Below are 19,863 nucleotides of genomic sequence, written 5' to 3'. Positions count from 1 at the left end.
TAAACACGTGTTCTATTGATGCCGCCCCTCCCGGGTCACGGCTTCGCAGGCATCCCTCGATTGAGGCGAGAATCTCGTCTGGACAGCGTGAAACCTGCTACCACAAGCAACGATGCTCCAGCGAATAACACCCGTGTGATTAGTGTGCCGAACCACCGCAAAGTCTCTAGTACCACCTGAAACCTGCGAAGAAGAGATAGCCAAGATCCTCAGGAAACGCTTAGCGTGACGTTCGGATTCGCTCCTCGGCACCTTTGTGCATTGCATCTCGCGTGGCAGTGGAAGGCGATTCTCCCGACATCCAGGGAATCGGAAGGAAGTAGCGTGAAGAAGGCCGTGCAGCGGTTGAAGGTCTCGATGATCGGGGCTGCCCTGGCGTCGTCGCTCGTCGCCATGGGCGGCGTGATCGTCGTCGACACCGCCATCGCGGCCACCCAGACGATGGTCGCCACGAGCAGCGTGAACCTCCGCTCCGGCCCCGGCACGTCCTACCCGGTCATCGGCATGGTGCCCGGCGGCGCCAAGGTGACGGCCACGGCAACCTCCGGTTCCTGGATCGCCGTGACCTACAACGGCAAGCAGGGCTACGTCTTCCGGTCCTACCTGGCGTCGACCTCGACGAACGCGAAGCCGCTCGCCGCCGTCTCGACGACGGCGTCCAAGGCGACGGGCTCCGCGAGGACGACGAACGAGGTGAACGTCCGGAGCGGACCGAGCCTGACCGCCACCGTCATCACCACCCTTCCTGCCGGGACGGTCGTGAAGACGACCGGTGTCACCACCGGCGACTGGACGCAGGTCGTCCACGACGGGGCGAACCGCTGGATGTACACGGCCCTGCTCCGTCGCGGTGGAACGACCACGTCCACCGGGTCGAGTGGCACCTCGGGCTCGACGGCGTCCGCGGGCAAGGTCCGGACGACCGACGTCCTCTTCGTGCGCTCCGACGGCAACCGGAACGGGACGGTGCTGGGCAAGCTGCCCGCGAACTCCATCGTCGACACCACGGGCGCGACGACGGCCGAGTACACCCAGATCCTGTTCCAGGGTCAGAAGGCCTGGATCGCGAGCCGCTTCACGACCGCGGCTCTGTCTGCGCCGGCGGTGCCGCTCACGTCGATCGTGTCCACCGGCTCGCTGACGTCGGCCCAGGCCAAGCTGGTCGCCTTCGCGAAGGCCCAGGTCGGGGACGCCTACGTGTGGGGCGCCGAGGGTCCGGACGCCTTCGACTGCTCCGGACTCACTCTGGCCGCCTACAAGCAGGTCGGGATCTCCCTGCCCCACCAGTCGGCGGTCCAGTCGACGCTCGGCAAGACCGTCAGCCGGGCCAACATGCAGCCCGGCGACCTCATCTTCTGGTTCAGCCCCGTGCACCATGTGTCGATCTACATCGGCAACGGGATGATGGTGCACGCCCGCAACACCAAGGTCGGTGTCGTCGTGCAGTCGGTCGACTCCTACACGGGCAGCGGCGAAGGCCCGACCGTGATCAAGCGCCTCCTGCCCTGATCGAGGTCGCCTCGCCGATGCCGTATGCTTGGGGAGGCCCTGTCCCCGTCGTCTAGCGGCCCAGGACTCCGCCCTTTCACGGCGGCAGCGCCGGTTCGAATCCGGTCGGGGATGCCAAGCATCACCCCTAGTCGGACCACAATCTGACTAGGGGTGATTCGCATTCCACCCCACCCCAGAACACCGGGCGAGAAGTGCCAGCTCGCGCGTGGGCCGGACCAGGCGGCTACGGCGGCGGGATCCACCTCCCCCACGAGCCTGCAGAGTGCCGCCGATCAACGGTGAGGGCGAGCACCGGCGCGAGCCCCCGTCCCGAACGACACAACAACCCCATTGGAGTCCGCCCCTGCCACGAGCCGTCGCGCCGCGTTACGGTGAGCACCAGGCGAGTTCGCCAGGTCGTCGCTTGGGTTACGACGACGATCATCGCGACGGTCTCCAACGGCCCGGAGAACGTCGCTTGGGCATGCGGGACGCCTGTCTTCCCCGCCCCTAGAACCCACCTGTACGCGAGTTCCAAGACCCTCGATGAGGTACCGATCCTGCGCGCTCGGATGGACAGCGAGTGCGTCACGTTGGTCTGGCTGGGCGACGTCACGTCGGATGCCTACCATGTGCTCCCTGCCGACCTACCAGGCTTCGCGCTGGCGTGGGAGCGCGACGATCTGCACGTCTTCCGCGGCGGGGCCTGCTCCTAGCTGGACAGGGGTGGCACCTTGGCGACGCATCTCCGCTTGTCAGAGGCTGATTCACGACACCCTGGGCCGATTTCACCTCGCCGCGCCGGGTACGTTATAGTTTCCGGGCTGGCGAAAGCCAGTGGCCAGCAATGGCCCCGTAGCGCAGTTGGTTAGCGCGCCGCCCTGTCACGGCGGAGGTCGCGGGTTCGAGTCCCGTCGGGGTCGCCGAGAGCGAAAGCTCTCTTCGGCCAGGTAGCTCAGCTGGTAGCAGCGTTCGCCTGAAAAGTGAAAGGTCACCGGTTCGATCCCGGTCCTGGCCACAGAGCAAGAGCGGACGCCCCCGGCGTCCGCTCTGTTTTTCTCCCCGCGACGGGAGGACAATGCCCCCGTGGAGATCTTCCGCAAGTCGCGTGAGCAGGCCCCCGAGGGATTCTTCGCCGCCGAGGTCGCCGGATTGGCCTGGCTGGACGCCGCGGGCGCGGTCCGCGTCCCCAGGGTGGTGAGCCACGGCGCCACGTTTCTTGAGTTGGAGCGGCTGGCCCGCGGAACCCCCACGGAACACGCCGCCGAGGAGTTCGGCCGCGCCCTGGTGGCGCTGCACGAGTCCGGTGCGTCCGCGTTCGGCGTGGGCCCGGACGGCTGGACCGGGGACGGCTACATCGGCGACGCGCCCCTGCCGCTTCGCCCCGAGGCCTCCTGGGGCCGGTTCTACGCCCGCTGGCGGATCGAGCCGTACCTGGCGGAGTCCGGTCTGTCCGAAGCCGGACGCCGCTCGCTGGTCCACCTGTGCGAGGCGCTCGAGGACGGCGCCTTCGATGACGAGGCGCCGCCGGCGCGGATCCACGGCGACCTGTGGTCGGGCAACGTGCTCTTCACGCCGACCGGCGTCGTCGTCATCGACCCTGCCGCGCACGGCGGCCACCGGATCACCGACCTGGCGATGCTCAGCCTGTTCGGCTCGTCGGAGTTGAACGTCATCCTGGACGCCTACGCGGAGGCGTCCACGAGGCTGCCGGGCCACTGGCGCATGCTGCTCGGGCTGCACCAGGTGCATCCGCTGCTGGTGCACGCCTCGCTGTTCGGCGCGGGCTACGGCGAGCGAGCTGTGCAGCAGGCCGATCGCATGTTGGCCCTTGCGTAGGGATGCATTGACCTGGCTGAGCTGAGCTATCGACGCCCCGACTGCCAGAGGCTGCGACGAGCACAGCCACGGATCACTCCCGCCGGTCCGCGCTTCCTTGAGGCGGGACGTACGCCGCCAACCAGCGCGCCAGCTCGGCGAAGTAGGCCTTCCTCGCGTCCGGGACCGACAACGTGAGGTCGTGGAAGCCGTCGGCGATGCGGACGAGCGTCACCGACCGGCCGAGCTTGGGCGCCTTGGCTGCGATGGCGTCCACGTCGAGGACGATGTCACTGCGGCGGTCACGCTCGGAGTAGCCGCGGGCCCTCAGGTGCGACCGGGTACCGGCGGCCATGAACACCGGCGCGTCGATCGCGAGCCCGGACGCCGTCCGCCGCTGGGCCAGCAGCACCGCCCGCAGCCAGCCGGCGCGGACCGGCACGCGTCCGGACGCCTTGAGGTCGCGGTCGTAGTCCCACTCCCCCGCCCCGGACGCGTGGACGCAGGACGCGTAGCGATCGCCGGGGTCGGGCAGGGGCAACTCCCACAGCGGGTCGCGGCTCGTCAGAGCAGTCAGCGTCGGCAGCAGTGCCGTCGGGTAGCCGGGCGGGCCCCACATTGCCAGCCAGGGCGAGTTCAGAACGAGGCCGGCGAGGCGCCCGGGTCGATCGGACGCCCACAGCGCCGCGATGAGGCCGCCGGTGGAGTGCCCCATCAGGACGACACTGGCATGCCGCGCCGAGACGAACTCGTACGCGGCGTCCAGTTCCTCGGCGTGGTCGCCGAGGGATCCGGCGTAGTCGCGGCGCGCCGGATCACCCAGGCTGCGTCCGGAGCGGCGCGGGTCTAGGGCGTAGAACGTGATGCCCTGGGCCTGGAAGAAGTCCGCGACGTGGGTGTGGAAGAAGTAGTCGTTCCAGCCCGGGAGCGAGATCACCGCGCGCTCGCGCCGGTCCCGCTCGGGATCGGCGTCCAGAGTGCGCCGGACGAGGGTGGCGCGCAGGCCGACCTCGCCGGGCAGAGTGCCCGAACCCAGGGGGATCGTCGTCTGCTCGAAGCCGTCGAGCAGATCGGGACGCCAGTCTGACTCAGCCGATGCGGCGTCCGAGATCGTCGTCTTCGTCGTCGGCCGCGTAGCGGTCGGCGTAGTCGGCGTAGTCGTCGTCTTCGTCCTCATCATCATCGACGTCGTCGACGACCTCCTCGAAGGGAGTGTCAGTGGAATCTCCGCGAAGTTCCCGCTCGAGCGAGGTGAAATCCGTAGAGAAAGTACGGTACTTCAGATCGCGAGCGACTCTGGTCTGCTTCGCCTTAGCACGGCCGCGCCCCATGGTGGGTCGACCCCCTTGCCTGGTTCATCGCGGGAACACCGCGGGTATCTGTCAACTAATCGTGAGGCATAGGGTACCGGACCCCTTGCCGATCACAAAGCTCGATATTCGGCGCCGAACGGACGCAATCGGACGCCAGTTCGTGCCCGATCAGGTGCGACCGTGCTCGCCGACGAGCCTCACGGACGCCGCCCCGTCCGCTTGTCCCACCTCGCCCAACACCCAGGAGTGGAGGCCACGGTCGGACGCGACGCGGGCCACGGCGTCCACCGAATCGGGCGGCAAGACGAGGGCCATGCCGACGCCCATGTTGAGCGTCGCCTCGATGTCGGGCTGGCTGACGCGCCCGGTCCGCTGCACGAGGTCGAAGATCGCGGGCGGCGTCCAGCTGTCGCGGCGCAGGGTCGCGGCGACGCCGTCGGGCAGGACGCGGACGAGGTTGTTGGCCAGTCCGCCGCCGGTGATGTGGCTGATGGCGTGGACCTCGGCGGCGGCGATCATGGCGAGGATGTCGCGCGCATAGACGCGGGTCGGTTCGAGCAGCTCCTCGCCGAGGGTGCGTCCCAGCTCGGCGACGTGGGCGTCCAGGCTGAGTTTGGCGTCCGTCAACAGCACCTGCCGGACGAGGCTATAGCCGTTCGAGTGAAGGCCCGAGGACGCCAGCGCGACGACGACGTCGCCCGGCCGGACGCGCTCGGGTCCGAGGATCTTGTCCCGCTCGACGACGCCCGTGGTGGCCCCCGCCATGTCGAACTCGTCGGGCGCCAAGAGGCCGGGATGCTCGGCGGTCTCGCCGCCCAGCAGCGCGGCCCCGGCCACCTCACAGGCCCCGGCGATGCCGCCCACGATGGCAGCGATGCGCTCGGGGACGACGCGTCCACAGGCGATGTAGTCGGTCACGAACAGCGGCTCGGCCCCGACGACGACCAGATCGTCGACCAGCATGCCGATCAGGTCGAAGCCGATGGTGTCGTGCTTGTCGAGCGCCTGCGCGATGGCGACCTTGGTGCCGACGCCGTCGGTCGAGGTGGCGAGCACGGGGTGGTCGTAGTTCTTGAACGCCGATGCGTCGAAGAACCCCGCGAAGCCGCCGAGTCCGCCCAGCACCTCGGGGCGGCGCGTCCGGGCGACGTGCGCCTTCATCAGCTCGACGGCCCGGTCCCCGGCCTCGATGTCGACCCCGGCTCGGGCGTACGCGGACTCACTCATCGCTGTCTCCCCTGGTCGGCAGGCGCAGGACGGACGCCGCGGCGTCCGGAATCTGAACGGGGTAATGGCCGTCGAAGCAGGCGCGGCACAGCTGTCGCTTCGGCAGCCCGACGGAGGCCATCAGGCCGTCCAGGCTGACGTAACCGAGGCTGTCGGCGCCGATCGAGCGGCAGATCTCGTCGGACGTCATGCCGGGCGCGATGAGCTCGGCGCGCGTGGCGAAGTCGATGCCGTAGAAGCAGGGCCACTCGACGGGCGGCGACGAGATGCGGACGTGGACCTCGGCAGCCCCGGCCTCACGCAGCATCTTCACCAGCGCCCGCTGCGTGTTGCCGCGGACGATCGAGTCGTCGACGACCACGAGGCGGCGTCCGGCGATGGCGTCCCGAATCGGGTTGAGCTTGAGCCGGATGCCCAGCTGACGAATGGTCTGCGACGGCTGGATGAAGGTGCGTCCGACATAGGAGTTCTTGACGATCGCCCGGCTGAACGGAATTCCGGACGCCTCCGCGTACCCCTCCGCCGCCGGGATGCCCGACTCGGGCACGCCCACGACGATGTCGGCGTCCACCGGGTGTTCGAAGGCGAGTGTCCGGCCGATCTGGACCCGGACCTGATGGACGCCGCGGCGCGCGATCGTCGTGTCGGGGCGGGCGAGGTAGACGTACTCGAACAGGCAGCCCTTGGGGTCGGCCGGCGCGAACCGGATCGACCGGAGGCCGCCGTCGTCGATCGCGATCAGCTCGCCGGGCTCGACCTCGCGGACGAAGCTCGCGCCCACGATGTCCAGTGCCGCCGTCTCGGACGCGACGACCCAGCCGCGCTCGAGGCGTCCGAGCACCAACGGACGGATCCCGTGGGGATCGCGCGCGGCGTAGAGGGCGTGCTGGTCCATGAACGTGAAGCAGAACGCGCCGCGCAGCCGGGGCAGCACGTCGAGGGCGGCGTCCCAGGTGGAGCCGTCGAACGTCGCCATCAGCGCCGTGACCAGGGAGGTGTCGTTGGTCGAGTCCATCGAGTCCTTGGGCACGATCGGCTCGTCGGCGTCGCGCTCGTGCAGCCAGGCTTCGAGCTCGTCGGTGTTCGTCAGGTTGCCGTTGTGGGCGAGCGCCAGTCCGCCGGACGCCGTCGCGCGGTACGTCGGCTGGGCGTTCCTCCAGACGGACGCCCCCGTGGTCGAGTAGCGATCGTGGCCGATCGCGATGTGGCCGGTCAGCGAGTTGAGGGCGTGCTCGTCGAAAACCTGGGACACGAGCCCCATGTCCTTGTAGACGGTGATGCGGTCGCCGTCGGAGACCGCCATGCCGGCCGACTCCTGGCCGCGGTGCTGGAGGGCGAACAGGCCGTAGAAGGTGAGCTTGGAGACCTCTTCACCGGGGGCCCAGACTCCGAAGACGCCACACTCCTCGCCTGGCTTCGGGTCGCCTACCGGATCATCGGCGGCGCGCGTGAGCGTCACGGACGGGAGTCTAGCTGCGGCCGACCGGGGCGATTGACGGGCGTTCGCTGGTGAAATCGCGGGGCCGAGTGGTCCGTCAAAGGCAGTTGGGACGCCGACGTCGCCACACCGGCCAGATCGTGCCGACCTGAGGAGGACGCGGCGTCCGGTCGGGCGACGCGGACGGCGTTGTCAGGATCCCGCATGGAGTCCGGCCAGGACGTGCAGGCCGGGTTCGGTGCGGCTGCGGATGAATCGGTGACCACCACGCTGATCCGTCCGACGAGGCGGCCACGGCCGCTCGACGAGAACGACCGTCCGCACGGGCCCCTGCTGTTCATGACGTCGTTCCGGGCGGGGCCCCCACGGCCCCGTGGAAGGCCCTCGCCAGCCGCTTCGCCGTCACGCGCGGCCGGACCGTGGCCGGCGGCGTCCTGTCGCTCGGTGTCCCTGCGACGGCTGACGCGGATCGTCGACGACCTGGCCAAATGTGGGGCTCCGCCTACCTGAACCAGCCAGCCACGCTCCGGCTCTACATGACCCAACTGCGCCGCAAGCTCGAGCCCGAGCCCGAGCGGCCGCGGTACCTGCTCACGGAACCGGGCATGGGCTACCGGTTCTCGCCGACGGCGTGAGGAGGAGCTCAGCGGACGATCGGCAGCGCCAGCGGGTACTGGAACGAGCCACCCCGCGCGGTCGTCACCACGCCCACGAGATGCAGCCCGACGGACAGCACCGCCACCCCGACTGCGAGCGCTGGTCCGATGACGCCGAACCTCGACACCCCCACCGCCAGGGCGAAGAGCAGAGCGACCGTGATCTCCCAGTTCAGCGAGTGGATCGCCTCGGTCCGGACGCGATCGCTGCGGCGTCCCTGCGTCAACAGCAGGACCAGCGGGCCGATCCAGTGCGAGACGAGGGGCAGCCAGTGGGCGGCGCGCGCCCATCGCTCCTCGTGGGAGGTGGTCCGAAGACCATCGTCGGACGCCGCGGGCTCGGCCGTTGCAGCGGCGGGCGGCTGAGGCGTCCAGGAGTACTCGGGACGCAGGGTGGGCGCGAAGGCGTCCGGGGCGTCCCGCAGGTACATGTGGTGTCCGGTGAGGCTCATCAGGACGCTGGGCGTGTCTGGAGAGGTCGGTGTCTCCGCCGAGCGCACCCGCTGCGACACGGGCGTGGGCGGCGAGGTGGGCGACTCGTCCAGGCCGAAAGCCCGGTGCCCGGATACCGGCTCGGGGCCCGACGAGGGCGAGTCCTCAGCCGCGTCAGGGGCATCGGCGATCGCACGCGCCGGGACGTAATCGCTCGGCTCGCCCCACACCGAGCCGGTCACGTCAGTGCCCTGCCATGGCCGCGCGCAGCGGCGCGGCCCAGGTCTCGCGCACGTCGGTGAGGCCGAGGGCGAATCGTCCGACGACCTCGATCTCGTCCAACTCGGTCACCTCGCCGAGCCGCGTCAGCGGCACCCCGGCCTCGGAGCAGAGCCGCGCGACGGCGTCCAGGCTCGAGGCCGGGAACGAGACCAAAGCGCGCGCCGGGGACTCCGAGAACAGCGCGACCGTGGCATCGCCGTCGGGCAGCGTCACGGCGGCGCCGAGGCCGCGGCGCAGGCACGACTCGACGAGCGCCTGCGCGAGTCCGCCGTCGGAGAGGTCATGCGCGGACGACAGCAGGCGCTGCTTGGCCGCCGAGATCAGGACGGAGGCGAGCGCCTTTTCGGCGGCGAAGTCCGGACGCGGCGGCTGGCCACCGAGGTGGTCGAACAGTCCGGCCCAGGCCGAACCGTCCAGCTCGTCGCGGGTCGTCCCGAGCAGCGCGATGGCGTCGCCGGCGTACGCGAAGCCGGACGGCGTCCGGTCGGCGACATCGTCGATGATGCCCAGCATGCCGACCACCGGGGTCGGGAGGATGTTGGCGCCGTCGGTCGAGTTGTAGAAGCTCACGTTGCCGCCAGTGACGGGCGTGCCGAGCTCGGTGCAGCCGTCCACCAGGCCGATGATCGCCTCGCGGAACTGCCACATCACGTCCGGGTCCTCGGGCGAGCCGAAGTTGAGGCAGTCGGTGATCGCCACCGGCTGCGCCCCGGACGCCGCGACGTTGCGATACGCCTCCGACAAGGCCAGTTGCGCACCCCAGTACGGGTTCAGCAGGGCGAAGCGTCCGTTGCAGTCGGTCGCCAGGGCGATGCCCAGTCCGGACGCCTCGTCGATCCGCAGCATGCCCGCGTCCTCGGGCTGGGCGAGCACGCTGTTGCCGCGGACGAACCGGTCGTACTGGTCGGTGATCCAGGACTTGTCGCACTGGTTCGGGCTGCCGACGAGCCTCAGTACCTGGTCGGCGAGTTCCTGGTCGGACGCCGCCCGCGGCAGTTTGGCGGTGGTGTCGGACTGCAGCGTGTCCTGCCACGACGGACGCGCCCACGGGCGCTCGTACACCGGGCCATCGTCCGCGACGGTGCGGGGGTCGACGTCGACGACCGTCTGGCCGTGCCAGTCGATGATCAGCCGGTCGCCCTCGGTGACCTCGCCGATGACGGTCGCCAGGACGTCCCACTTGGCGCAGATCGCCATGAACTGCTCGACGTCGCCGGGCGCGACGACGGCCATCATGCGCTCCTGGCTCTCGCTCATCAGGATCTCTTCGGGCGCCAGCGTCGGGTCGCGCAGCTCGACGAGGTCGAGTTCGACGTGCATCCCGCCCACGCCGGCGCTGGCCATCTCGCTGGTGGCGCACGAGATGCCCGCGGCGCCGAAGTCCTGGATGCCGACGACGATGCCCGCGGCGTACAGCTCGAGGCAGCATTCGATGAGCAGCTTCTCCATGAACGGGTCGCCCACCTGGACGCTCGGGCGCTTCACGGGTCCGTCCGCGTCGAAGGTCTCCGACGCCAGAATGGACGCCCCGCCGATGCCGTCGCCGCCGGTGGCGGCGCCGAACATGATCACCTGGTTGCCGACGCCGACGGCCGCGTTGGTCTGGAGATCGTCATGGCCGAGGACGCCGACGCACAGCGCGTTGACCAGCGGGTTGCCGTAGTAGGTCGGGTCGAAGACGACCTCGCCGCCGATGTTGGGGAGGCCGAGGCAGTTCCCGTAGCCACCGACGCCGGCGACGATGCCCGGCAGGACGCGGGCCGTGTCGGGGGCGTCCAGGGGGCCAAAGCGCAGCGGATCCATGACGCCGATCGGGCGGGCGCCCATCGCGAGGATGTCGCGGACGATGCCGCCCACCCCGGTCGCGGCGCCCTGGTAGGGCTCGACGTAGCTGGGGTGGTTGTGGGACTCGATCTTGAACGTGACCGCGAGACCGTTGCCCACGTCCACGACGCCGGCCTGCTCGCCGATGCCGGCTAGGAGCGGTCCGCGCGGGGTGTCGTGGCCGACGGCGCCGAACCGGCGCAGGTGCACCTTGGATGACTTGTAGGAGCAGTGCTCCGACCACATCACCGAGTACATCGCCAGCTCGCAGCCGGTGGGGCGGCGTCCGAGGATCTCGCGGATTCGGTCGTACTCCTCGGCCTTCAGACCCAGCTCAGCCCACGGCTGCGGGTCGTGGGGCGTGTTGGACGCGTTCTCGACGGTATCGACCACGGGTCACAACCTATCGCGAGGGCGAGGAGTGCTGATCGCCGGACCATACGGATGAGCGGGTCGAGGGGCTTCGGCAAGCTCAGCCAGCGGTTAGGGTGGGCCGGACCAACGGGCTTCGGCAAGCTCAGCCAGCGGGTCAGGGTGGGCCGGACCAACGGGCTTCGACAGGCTCGGCCAACGGGCCAGATCGGGCCAACGGAACCGTTAGGCGGACGGCGGCTGCCAGCGCTTGAACCCCGCGTCGAGGGCGCGCTGCTCGTTGACGAACCAGAGGTTGGCGGTCGCGACGGCGTAGACGGCGTCCTCCGGGGTCAGGTAGACCTGCGACTGCCGCGCGGCCTTGATGGTCCAGCCACGGGGACCGGACCCGTCCTCGGCCGCCTCCGCGGAGCCGGGTCCGAACGGGCCGTCCCAGATCTGCTCGACCTCAACCTCTGGCTCGACCGCGGCCTGAGACGTCACATACGGCACCGGCTCGGCGCCTGCGGACGAGCCTTCGCCGCCGCCGTGCGGGCCGTCGCCGAGGCTCGCACGATCCACGATGGACGACTCGTGCTCGAGGTCGCCCAGCGCGGCGGCCCCGACTGCCGCGGCGCCCTGGGGCACCTCGGCGATGTCGGCGGCCGCGTCCTTCGGCAGGTCAAGATCGGCGGGCAGCACGTACGGGACGGGCTCAGCATTGGTCGAGGAGCCCTCGCCACCGCCGTGCGGGGCATCGCCCAGCCCGGCGCGCTCGTCGATGGACGAGAGGTGCTCGACCTCGCCGAGCCCCTCTGCGACCGCGGCCACGGGGGCCGCGACGTACGACGGGTCACTGGCCAGCGGCGCGCCCTCGTCGATCATGTCGGACGCCGGCGGGTTCTCGACCGGCTGCTCGGACCGGGCGGGCATCAGGTCGGCCAGGTGAGCCGGCTCGTGGTGGTCGTCGTGGTGCCCGTGTCCGGTCGTGGCCTCCTTCATGCCGGGCCCCGACATAACGAAGCCGATGATGCCAGCAGCGAGCACCACGACAGCGACGATCATGATCCAGACGTCCATCTCAGAACCTTTCCCCGCGCCAGAAGTTCCCTTCACCCTAAGGGCTCGCCTGGGCCGACGAAAGCGGACGCGGCGTGCGGCGTCCGAGTGACGTCGGCCGTCGTAGCGCGGTTCCCACCAGCGGAACAGCCGCCTAGGCTGGCAGTAAGGCAGGAACCGATAGGAGGCTGGACATGAGGACAGTGATCGCGGTGGACGCCGGACAGCAGGCGACCACGACGCGTGCAGCGACAGCGTCGGGCCTGGCGGAGATGACAGGCCCAGGCCTCGACGCCACACTCCCCCTCGCCCCGCAGTGGGCGGACGCCATCACGGCGCTGCTGACGAAACATCCCGACCTGGACGCCGAGGAGGTCGGCGTCAGCACGAGCCCGCGGCTGCGGGCGACGGCCCACGACCTGCTGCCTCTGCTCGCCCAGACCCCGATCAGGCGAGCGGCGGTGGCGTCCAACGACGTGGCGGCCTACCTCGGGGCGCTGGGGGATCAGCACGGCGCGGTGATCCACGCGAGCACGGTGACCGTCTGCGTGGCGTGTGGTCCCCGGGGCAGCGCGCAGGTCGACGGCTGGGGTCCGCACTTCGGAGACGCCGGCTCCGCCTACTGGATCGGCCGGACCGCTATCGAGGCTGCGCTGCGCGGCTACGACGGACGCCGCCAGCTGACGGCCCTCACGGCCATGCTCCGCGAGGACTTCCCCGACCTCGACAGCGCGCACCTTGGACTGCAGTCCGGGCCGGGGTTCGTGGCCCGCGTCGCGTCCTACGCGGCCAAGGTGGACGCGCTTGCGGCGTCCGATCGGGTGTCGGCCAACATCCTGGACAAGGCCGCCGCGCACCTGTCCGAGGCGGTGCAGGCGGCGATCCGGCGGGCCGGGTTGACCGGCCCCGACAGCCCCCGCGTCGTCGCGGTGGGGAGCGTGTTCGACTCGGCACGCGTCCGAACTCGGTTCTGCGACTACCTGACCCTGCATTGGCCCAACTTCGCGCTGACCGAGCCAGCCGGAGACGAGCTGGACGGGGCCGCGTCCTTGCACGCGCTTTCGCCGGAGCATCCGCTGTTCGGACGCGTCAGCTTCGCCGCCCGCTGATCGGTCCCTGAGCTAGCTTGCCCTGAGCTTGCCGAAGGGTCGAAGGGTCGAAGGGCCCGGCGGCGCGGGCCTCGTCGGCGAATCGCCGGTGAACCTGCTGGTCGAAGAAGCTGCTGATGCCGAGGGCCTTGACGCCCTGCGCGGACGCCTCCGCGATCACCTTGCTCGGCGTCGTGAACGCCGAGAAGTTGGGCGCCACGTGGCCATCGTCCCATGCCCTCGGGCGAACTCAGCCGGCAACCACCTGGTTGTCGGTCGCGCCGATGCCGTCGATGGTGCAGACCACGCGCTGACCCACGGCCAGGTTGATCGGGGGCTTGCGCGCGAACCCGACCCCGCCGGGCGTCCCAGTGGCGATCAGGTCGCCGGGGTTCAGCCGGACGATCGTCGAGATGTAGCGCACCAGCGCCACCGGGTCGAACAGTAGGTCGCCCGTCGTGTCGTCCTGCATGAGTTGGCCGTCGACCTCGGTCCGGATGCGGGCCGAAGGCCGGACGCCGCCCGGCAGTTCGTCCGGGGTCACCAGCACGGGCCCCACGGGCGTGGACGAGTCCCAGATCTTGCCCTGGGTCCACTCGTTCGTGCGGTTCTGCCAGTCGCGGCAGGAGATGTCGTTGACCACGGTGAAGCCGGCGATAGCGGCCGCGGCCTGCTCCTCGGACGCCCGCCGCACGGTCCGTCCGATGACCACGCCGAGCTCGACCTCCCAGTCGAACGCGGACGTCTCGTCCGGACGCATGATGTCGTCACGCGCGCCGATGAGCGTGTCGGCGAACTTGGGGAACAGCGTGGGGTATTCGGGGATCGGCCGCCCCATCTCGACGATGTGGTTGCGGTAGTTCAGGCCGACGCAGATGACCTTGGACGGGCGCGTCACCAGGGTGGCGAACTGGGCCGTCTCGGCCGCCCCGAGGATCTCGGCAGACACCGCGGACGCCGCCGCCTCGGCCCAGTCCTCGCGCGCCAGGAACGTGCCGACGTCGGACGCCCCCAGGTCGAACAGCACATCACCCTCGACGCGGACCGCCCGCGTCCCGTTGCCGAGGCGAATCGTTGCCAGTTTCATGTCCGAGCCCTCTCGCTGCTTGACCGCGGCGGTCTGGACCATCCTACGAAGCGATCCGGCCGGCAGTCAGGCGGGGCAGCTCAGTCAGGCCGTGAGGGGAATCGACGGCAGCAGCCCGGTCGCGCCAAGATCTGACCATGACCTCTCACGAGCCCAGCACCGCCACCGTCACCCGACGCGTGGAGTGGGTCGACACGGACGCCTCCGGCCACCAGCACAACTCGCTCATCGTCCGGCTGCTCGAAGCCGCGGAGCATGAGCTCATCCTGCTGGCGGGCATCACCGAGGAGTACATGGTGGGTGCTCCACGGGTCCGTCAAGAGATCGACTTCACCGGCAAGCTCTACTTCGGTCAAACCGTCACCGCGTCGATCGTGGTCGAGCGCGTGGGCCGGGCCTCGATCACCTACTCCTTCGACGTGTGGGGAGAGGCGTTCAAGGACGTTCCGCGCCGCAAAGCTGCGTCCGGACGCCTCGTCGTCGCCCACGTCCCGGCGGGCAGCGATCAGGCGGGGCCGTGGCCGGACGCCGTGCGCGCGGCGCTCACCCCCAGGCAGACCGACTGAGCCCACCCCTGGCAGAACCGACTGAGCTCAGACCCCAACCCGGGCCGCTCAGGCCCGGGCCAGCACCGCCGCCAGGCTGGCGAAGAACGGCAGCCCGTCCAGCGAGGACGCGACGAGCGGGTCGACGTTGTGCTCCGGATGCGGCATGAGCCCCACGACGTTCCCACGTTCGTTGCTGATGCCAGCGATGTCGTTCGCGGAGCCATTGGGGTTGCCGAGGTACCGGAACACGATCCGTCCGGTGTCCTCGAGCATCCGCAGGGTGTCGGGCGCGGCCTGGTAGTTGCCCTCGCCGTTCTTGAGCACGATCGAAATCTCGGCGCCGGGCGCGAAGGCGTTCGTCCAGGCGGTGTCGGTGGCTTCGACGCGCAGGGACTGGTCCTTGCAGACGAAGGTCCGGCCCGCGTTGCGGATCATCGCGCCCGGCAGTAGGTGTGACTCGCACAGCACCTGGAAGCCGTTGCAGATGCCCAAGACCGGCATGCCCGCGTTGGCGGCATCGATGACGGAGTCCATCACCGGTGAGAACCGGGCGATCGCACCGCAGCGCAGGTAGTCGCCGTAGGAGAACCCGCCGGGCAGGATCACCGCGTCGACCCCGGCCAGCGAGTCGGACGCGTGCCACAGCGGCACCGCCTCCAGCCCTGCGAGGCGGACCGCGCGGGCGGCGTCCTCGTCGTCGAGCGAGCCCGGGAACGTGACGACGCCGACGCGGATCACGCGTCCACCCGAACGTCGAACTCCTCGATCACGGTGTTCGCGAGCAGCGTCTCGGCGGCGTGCCGGATCTGCTCGAGGCGCTCGTCGGTCAACTCGCCGTCGACCTCGATCTCGAAGCGCTTGCCTTGGCGAACCGTCAGGCCGTCGAAGCCCAGCCGCGCGAGGGCCCCCGTCACCGCCTTGCCCTGCGGATCGAGAATCTCGGGCTTGGGCATCACGTCAACGATCACTCGTGCCATGGCCGCAGCCTATCGGGGCGTCCGGTGCTGAAATCCTTCGTGCCCACGTCCGGCACGTCAGGACGCGACGAACGGCGTCCCCGTCAGGCGTTCGTAGGCCTCGACGTAGCGCGCGCGGGTGGCGTCCACGACCTCGGCGGGCAGCGGCGGCGGGGCGTCGGATCCGTGGCGATCCCAGCCGGACGCCGTGGCGAGCCAGTCCCGGACGTACTGCTTGTCGAAGCTCGGCTGCGCCTGGCCAGGACGCCAACCGGACGCGTCCCAGAAGCGTGACGAGTCCGGGGTGAGGACCTCGTCGGCGAGCACCAGGGTGCCGTCACCGCGGCGTCCGAACTCGAACTTGGTGTCGGCCAGGATGATCCCGCGCTCGGCGGCCGTCTTGGCCGCCTTGGTGTAGATCGCGAGGGTGGCGTCCTTCAGTTCGGACGCCGTCGTCTCGCCGTGCAGGTCGACCAATTGGGCGTAGGTGATGTTCTCGTCGTGCTCGCCCAGGGGCGCCTTCGCCGCCGGGGTGAAGATCGGCTCGGGCAGCTTGTCGCCGTCGCGCAGGCCCGGGGGCAGGGGGACGCCGCACACGGACTGGGTCTGCTGATACTCGGTCCAGCCCGAGCCGGTGAGATAGCCGCGAGCGACGGCCTCGACCGGGACCATCGCCAGCTTCTCGACGATCACCGCCCGGCCGCGCACGGCGTCCGGGACGTCGGTCGACAGGACGTGGTGCGGGACGCCGAGGCGTCCGAACCACCACAGGCTGAGCTGATTGAGGATCGCGCCCTTGTCGGGGATCTGGCTGTCCAGCACGTAGTCGAACGCCGAGATGTTGTCGGTCGCGACCAGCAGCATGCGACCGGCGCCGTCGGCGTCCGGCAGGTCATAGAGCCGACGCACCTTACCGGCGTGCAGCAGGGGCAGGTCGAGGCCGAACGGGTCCGTCACGGGCCCCATCCTAGGACGCCGCAGGTCCGGCCTCCGCGCGGGGGCCGAGCCAAGCACAGCCCCTTCGACAAGCTCAGGGAACGGTCGACAAGGTCAGGGAACGGTGCGTCGACAAGCTCGCGACCCTCGCTGGCTGAGCCTGTCGAAGCCTGAGCCAACCCCCCTTCGACAGGCTCAGGGAACGGTGGACCAACTCAGGGATCGGTCGAAACGCCCAGGTCCTGCGACGGGCTCAGGGACCCTTCGACAGGCTCAGGGACCTTCACGCAGCCACGATGGCTGAGCTTGTCGAAGCCCTACAGCCCGCGCAGCCGGACCGATAGGCACGTCACGCAGCCCTCGAGCTTCTCGAACTCGGAGATGTCCACGTCGATGACCTCGAGGCCGTTGTTGCGCATGGCCTCGATCGAGCGGGGCGCCGAGGACGCCATCAAGACGGTGTCGGCGTCCAGGATCACGACGTGCGCTCCGGGCTCCTCGGGCACCGGGGCGAAGCGTCCGGACCAGACGTCCGGGACGTCGACCAGCGGCGGGTAGCCGATGACGGTCCCGTCGGGCAGAGCCGTCACGGCCGACTTGAGGTGCAGCACCGTGGTGAGGGGGACGCCGACGACGTCGGCCCCCAGCGGGGCCAGGTGCTGGCGTAGCTGAGCTAGCCCCTCGGCGTTGCTGCGTCCGCCCTGGCCGACCCAGACCGTGCCGCCCCACTTCAACACGTCGCCTCCGTCGAGGGTGCCCGGAGCGACGATGTGCGCGATCTCGTACCCGAGCCCCCGAACGGCCTCCTCGGCGGCGCTCGCCTCGGCGCGTCGCTCGGGCGCACCGGAGCGACAGATCACCGCGAGGCGTCCGTAGACCACCATCGTGTCCTCGACGAAAACCGAGTCGGGACAATCGTCGGCGGGGTCGACCTCGACGGTGGTCCAGCCGGCGGCCTGCAGCGCTGACACGTAGCCCGCCCACTGGCGTCCGGCGAGCTCGGCGTCCACCTCCTGCCGCTCGATGTGGGTGACCAGCCCGTCCGCCAGGCGCGGAGACGGACGGCGGACAAGCGCCACCTTGGAGTGCATGCGGGCTCCTTTCGACGGCCGGGACGCCGACCAGCACCCATCATGGCCCGCGTCGTGGCTCGGCGGGAAAGGTCCGGGCGGGTGCGAAGCCGGCGCGCGTGGTCCAGGATGACCCCATGGGCGATCTGCAGCGCGAGGCCGTGCTCGGGGCGCTGGCCGCCCTGATGGGTCCGCTGAACCGCACGCTGACCGACCCGTCCGAAATCATCCTGCACGACCTGTCGAAGCTGCCGAACTCGATCGTGGCGGTCGCCGGCCACCTCACGGACGCGCGCATCGGGGGCCCCGCGGACGCCGTGGTGACGGACGCTGCGGCGTCCGGCGACTTCACCGAACGCATCGGCTACCGCACGGTCGACGAGTCCGCTGAGCTGCGCTCGACGACGGTCTTCATCCCGGACGCCTCCGGCACCATGATCGCCGCGCTGACCATCAACTACGACGTGAGTCTCTGGGCGTCGGTCCGGGCGATCGCCGAGGCGATGCTGTTCGGACGCCAGTCGCGGACGGACGCCCACCCCGATACTGCGCCGGTCGCCCCGGACATCGACCGGCTGGCCGACAAGCTGCTCGCCCAGGCGATCCGCACCCACGGCGTCCCCGTCGAGCTGATGCAGAAGCGGCACAAGCTGGCCATCGTCCGCGACCTGCAGGCTGGCGGGTTCTTCGCGCTGCGCGAGTCCGTCGAGACCGCCGCGCGGGCGCTCGGCGTCACGCGGTTCACGATCTACAACTACCTCAACGAGATCGGGGCCGAGCGTCCAGAATCCTGACGGCAGATTTCTTCAACACTCTGTTGCATGCCTCAACACCGGTGCTAGATTGCACTTGGTGCGACTCGGCCTTCCCGCGGTCGCTGAGAAGAGGAGACACCCATGCCGTCGAACGTGGCAGAGCCCTATCGGATCAAGATGGTCGAACCGCTGGTGATGCACTCGCGCGAGGACCGCGCTGACGCCATCGCCAAGGCCGGCTACAACACGTTCCTGCTGCCGTCGAAGATGTGCTACATCGACCTGCTGACCGACTCCGGCACCTCAGCCATGAGCGACAAGCAGTGGTCGATGATGATGCTCGGCGACGAGGCGTACGCGGGCTCCGAGAGCTTCGACCGTCTGCTCAAGTCGGTTCAGGACAACTATGGCTTCCCCTACGTCTGCCCCACCCACCAGGGCCGCGGCGCCGAGCACATCATCAGCCGCATCCTCATCACGCCCGGCCAGTACGTGCCCGGCAACATGTACTTCACGACGACGCGCTACCACCAAGAGGCCGTCGGCGGCATCTTCGTCGACGTCATCATCGACGAGGCCCACGACTCCACCGCGGACCACCCGTTCAAGGGCAACATCGACCTCGCCAAGCTGGAGAAGTTGGTCGCCGAGCACGGCGCCGACCAGATCGCCTACGTCAACCAGGCCGTCACCGTGAACATGGCCGGCGGCCAGCCCGTCTCGATGGCCAACATCCGCGAGGTCCACGAGTTCTGCACCAAGCACGGCATCATCCACTGGTCCGACGCCACCCGCCTGGCCGAGAACGCCTACTTCATCCAGCAGCGCGAATCCGGCTACGCCGACAAGTCCACGGCCGACATCGCCAAAGAGATGATGAGCTACTTCGACGGGCTCACCATGAGTGGCAAGAAGGACTGCCTGGTCAACATCGGCGGCTTCCTGGCCATGCGCGACGAGGAGATCCTCATCAAGGCCCGCGAGTGGGTCGTGGTGTTCGAGGGCATGCCCAGCTACGGCGGCATGGCCGGACGGGACATGGACGCCATGGCCGTCGGTCTCGAAGAGGCCCTCGACGACCATTACCTCGAGCACCGCATCGGCCAGGTCCGCTACCTGGGCGAGCGCCTGCTGGAGGCCGGCGTCCCGATCGTCACCCCGATCGGTGGTCACGCCGTGTTCCTGGACGCCAAGCGGTTCCTGCCGCACATCCCGCAGACCCAGTTCCCGGCTCAGGCCCTGGCCGCCGCGCTGTTCGTCGAGTCGGGCGTCCGGGCCATGGAGCGCGGCATCATCTCCGCCGGTCGCAACAAGGCGGGCGAGCACAACATGCCGAAGCTCGAGATGGTCCGCCTGACGATCCCGCGCCGCGTTTACACGGATCGGCACATGGACGTCGTCGCCGACGCCGTCATCGCCCTCTACGCCAAGCGCGACGAGATCTTGGGCCTCGAGTTCGTCTACGAGCCCCCGTCCCTGCGCTTCTTCACCTCGCGGTTCACACCGATCGCTTAGCAGCCGAGGCGCGGCCG

General features: G+C 69.7%; 18 protein-coding genes, 3 tRNA genes and 2 pseudogenes. 11 read left to right on the top strand and 12 right to left on the bottom strand.

All coding sequences use genetic code 11. The features are described from left to right. Positions 1 to 324: 324 nt before the first annotated feature. The 6 genes from FN821_RS07125 (at position 325) to FN821_RS07100 (ending at position 3,330) form a co-directional block, all read left to right on the top strand. Positions 325 to 1,509, top strand: coding sequence for a C40 family peptidase (locus FN821_RS07125; protein ID WP_131172039.1), 1,185 nt, complete (start codon positions 325 to 327; stop codon positions 1,507 to 1,509). A 41-nt stretch (positions 1,510 to 1,550) separates the two neighbouring features. Further along, positions 1,551 to 1,626: transfer RNA gene (locus tag FN821_RS07120), tRNA-Glu, on the top strand. Positions 1,627 to 1,883: 257 nt separating this feature from the next. Then, positions 1,884 to 2,207 carry a hypothetical protein gene (locus tag FN821_RS07115; protein ID WP_131172040.1) on the top strand — a complete coding sequence of 108 codons (324 nt, stop codon included), beginning with the start codon at positions 1,884 to 1,886 and terminating at the stop codon, positions 2,205 to 2,207. 133 nt (positions 2,208 to 2,340) lie between these two features. Continuing rightward, positions 2,341 to 2,414, top strand: a tRNA-Asp gene (locus FN821_RS07110). A 21-nt stretch (positions 2,415 to 2,435) separates the two neighbouring features. Continuing rightward, a tRNA-Phe gene (locus tag FN821_RS07105) sits at positions 2,436 to 2,509 on the top strand. 68 nt (positions 2,510 to 2,577) lie between these two features. Then, the gene (locus tag FN821_RS07100; RefSeq protein WP_131172041.1) at positions 2,578 to 3,330 is read left to right on the top strand and encodes a fructosamine kinase family protein; all 753 of its coding nucleotides are present in this window, start codon (positions 2,578 to 2,580) and stop codon (positions 3,328 to 3,330) included. 73 nt (positions 3,331 to 3,403) lie between these two features. On the opposite strand, the gene FN821_RS07095 is transcribed toward FN821_RS07100, so the two are convergent. The 4 genes from FN821_RS07095 to purF all read right to left on the bottom strand — a co-directional run bounded on the left by FN821_RS07095 (position 3,404) and on the right by purF (position 7,308). Then, on the bottom strand, positions 3,404 to 4,486 hold the full coding sequence (locus tag FN821_RS07095; protein WP_165489291.1) for an alpha/beta hydrolase: 1,083 nt from the start codon (positions 4,484 to 4,486) through the stop codon (positions 3,404 to 3,406). Further along, the gene (locus FN821_RS07090; RefSeq protein ID WP_131172043.1) at positions 4,398 to 4,640 is read right to left on the bottom strand and encodes a DUF3073 domain-containing protein; all 243 of its coding nucleotides are present in this window, start codon (positions 4,638 to 4,640) and stop codon (positions 4,398 to 4,400) included. Before FN821_RS07090 ends, FN821_RS07095 begins: the two co-directional genes overlap by 89 nt. Positions 4,641 to 4,790: 150 nt before the next feature. Continuing rightward, the gene (gene purM, locus FN821_RS07085) at positions 4,791 to 5,849 is read right to left on the bottom strand and encodes a phosphoribosylformylglycinamidine cyclo-ligase (protein ID WP_131172044.1); all 1,059 of its coding nucleotides are present in this window, start codon (positions 5,847 to 5,849) and stop codon (positions 4,791 to 4,793) included. Next, positions 5,842 to 7,308, bottom strand: coding sequence for an amidophosphoribosyltransferase (gene purF / locus FN821_RS07080; RefSeq protein ID WP_131172045.1), 1,467 nt, complete (start codon positions 7,306 to 7,308; stop codon positions 5,842 to 5,844). Before purF ends, purM begins: the two co-directional genes overlap by 8 nt. A gap of 464 nt (positions 7,309 to 7,772) precedes the next feature. Here purF and FN821_RS07075 point away from each other — a divergent pair. Then, a pseudogene (locus FN821_RS07075) lies at positions 7,773 to 7,922 on the top strand (winged helix-turn-helix domain-containing protein); the annotation flags it as partial. 8 nt (positions 7,923 to 7,930) lie between these two features. Here the strand turns inward: FN821_RS07075 and FN821_RS07070 are convergent. The 3 genes from FN821_RS07070 to FN821_RS07060 form a co-directional block, all read right to left on the bottom strand. Beyond that, positions 7,931 to 8,617 carry a DUF4870 domain-containing protein gene (locus FN821_RS07070; protein ID WP_131172046.1) on the bottom strand — a complete coding sequence of 229 codons (687 nt, stop codon included), beginning with the start codon at positions 8,615 to 8,617 and terminating at the stop codon, positions 7,931 to 7,933. Position 8,618: 1 nt separating this feature from the next. Further along, positions 8,619 to 10,874, bottom strand: a complete 2,256-nt coding sequence (purL, locus tag FN821_RS07065; protein WP_131172047.1) for a phosphoribosylformylglycinamidine synthase subunit PurL — start codon at positions 10,872 to 10,874, stop codon at positions 8,619 to 8,621. Between the two features lie 204 nt (positions 10,875 to 11,078). Then, positions 11,079 to 11,912 carry a sunset domain-containing protein gene (locus tag FN821_RS07060; RefSeq protein ID WP_131172048.1) on the bottom strand — a complete coding sequence of 278 codons (834 nt, stop codon included), beginning with the start codon at positions 11,910 to 11,912 and terminating at the stop codon, positions 11,079 to 11,081. A gap of 173 nt (positions 11,913 to 12,085) precedes the next feature. Here FN821_RS07060 and FN821_RS07055 point away from each other — a divergent pair, with 173 nt between their 5' ends. Continuing rightward, positions 12,086 to 13,000, top strand: a complete 915-nt coding sequence (locus FN821_RS07055) for a BadF/BadG/BcrA/BcrD ATPase family protein (protein WP_131172049.1) — start codon at positions 12,086 to 12,088, stop codon at positions 12,998 to 13,000. Here FN821_RS07055 and FN821_RS07050 read toward each other — a convergent pair. Both FN821_RS07050 and FN821_RS07045 read right to left on the bottom strand, forming a co-directional pair. Continuing rightward, positions 12,981 to 13,199: a hypothetical protein gene (locus FN821_RS07050; RefSeq protein ID WP_131172050.1), complete on the bottom strand. Its 219-nt coding sequence runs from the start codon at positions 13,197 to 13,199 to the stop codon at positions 12,981 to 12,983. The genes FN821_RS07055 and FN821_RS07050 overlap by 20 nt on opposite strands. Before the next feature lie 30 nt (positions 13,200 to 13,229). After that, positions 13,230 to 14,066 carry a fumarylacetoacetate hydrolase family protein gene (locus FN821_RS07045; protein WP_131172051.1) on the bottom strand — a complete coding sequence of 279 codons (837 nt, stop codon included), beginning with the start codon at positions 14,064 to 14,066 and terminating at the stop codon, positions 13,230 to 13,232. 137 nt (positions 14,067 to 14,203) lie between these two features. Between FN821_RS07045 and FN821_RS07040 the strand changes: the two genes are divergently transcribed. Further along, positions 14,204 to 14,632, top strand: a complete 429-nt coding sequence (locus tag FN821_RS07040; RefSeq protein ID WP_131172052.1) for an acyl-CoA thioesterase — start codon at positions 14,204 to 14,206, stop codon at positions 14,630 to 14,632. A gap of 48 nt (positions 14,633 to 14,680) precedes the next feature. On the opposite strand, the gene purQ is transcribed toward FN821_RS07040, so the two are convergent. The 3 genes and pseudogenes from purQ to ddaH form a co-directional block, all read right to left on the bottom strand. Then, positions 14,681 to 15,352, bottom strand: coding sequence for a phosphoribosylformylglycinamidine synthase subunit PurQ (gene purQ, locus FN821_RS07035; RefSeq protein WP_131172053.1), 672 nt, complete (start codon positions 15,350 to 15,352; stop codon positions 14,681 to 14,683). Continuing rightward, positions 15,349 to 16,536, bottom strand: a pseudogene (locus FN821_RS07025) (phosphoribosylaminoimidazolesuccinocarboxamide synthase). Before FN821_RS07025 ends, purQ begins: the two are co-directional and overlap by 4 nt. Positions 16,537 to 16,823: 287 nt before the next feature. Continuing rightward, entirely contained in the window at positions 16,824 to 17,597 is a 774-nt protein-coding gene (gene ddaH, locus FN821_RS07020) for a dimethylargininase (protein ID WP_131172054.1), read from the bottom strand. 116 nt (positions 17,598 to 17,713) lie between these two features. Here ddaH and FN821_RS07015 point away from each other — a divergent pair, with 116 nt between their 5' ends. Together FN821_RS07015 and FN821_RS07010 are read left to right on the top strand one after the other, a co-directional pair. Further along, positions 17,714 to 18,370, top strand: a complete 657-nt coding sequence (locus FN821_RS07015) for a helix-turn-helix transcriptional regulator (protein ID WP_131172055.1) — start codon at positions 17,714 to 17,716, stop codon at positions 18,368 to 18,370. Between the two features lie 102 nt (positions 18,371 to 18,472). After that, entirely contained in the window at positions 18,473 to 19,846 is a 1,374-nt protein-coding gene (locus FN821_RS07010) for a tyrosine phenol-lyase (protein ID WP_131172056.1), read from the top strand. Positions 19,847 to 19,863: the final 17 nt, after the last annotated feature.

Source organism: Propioniciclava tarda (assembly GCF_900182665.1).
Taxonomy (GTDB): domain Bacteria; phylum Actinomycetota; class Actinomycetes; order Propionibacteriales; family Propionibacteriaceae; genus Propioniciclava; species Propioniciclava tarda.
The sequence above is the reverse complement of the archived record's forward strand: the minus strand, read 5'-3'. Positions and strand labels throughout refer to the sequence as shown.

Coding starts and splice junctions, on each gene's coding strand:
- FN821_RS07095 (WP_165489291.1), bottom strand. CDS start 4,486: ATGAGGACGAAGACGACGACTACGCCGACTACGCCGACCGCTACGCGG.
- FN821_RS07090 (WP_131172043.1), bottom strand. CDS start 4,640: ATGGGGCGCGGCCGTGCTAAGGCGAAGCAGACCAGAGTCGCTCGCGAT.
- purM (WP_131172044.1), bottom strand. CDS start 5,849: ATGAGTGAGTCCGCGTACGCCCGAGCCGGGGTCGACATCGAGGCCGGG.
- FN821_RS07060 (WP_131172048.1), bottom strand. CDS start 11,912: ATGGACGTCTGGATCATGATCGTCGCTGTCGTGGTGCTCGCTGCTGGC.
- FN821_RS07055 (WP_131172049.1), top strand. CDS start 12,086: ATGAGGACAGTGATCGCGGTGGACGCCGGACAGCAGGCGACCACGACG.
- FN821_RS07045 (WP_131172051.1), bottom strand. CDS start 14,066: ATGAAACTGGCAACGATTCGCCTCGGCAACGGGACGCGGGCGGTCCGC.
- FN821_RS07040 (WP_131172052.1), top strand. CDS start 14,204: ATGACCTCTCACGAGCCCAGCACCGCCACCGTCACCCGACGCGTGGAG.
- ddaH (WP_131172054.1), bottom strand. CDS start 17,597: ATGCACTCCAAGGTGGCGCTTGTCCGCCGTCCGTCTCCGCGCCTGGCG.
- FN821_RS07015 (WP_131172055.1), top strand. CDS start 17,714: ATGGGCGATCTGCAGCGCGAGGCCGTGCTCGGGGCGCTGGCCGCCCTG.
- FN821_RS07010 (WP_131172056.1), top strand. CDS start 18,473: ATGCCGTCGAACGTGGCAGAGCCCTATCGGATCAAGATGGTCGAACCG.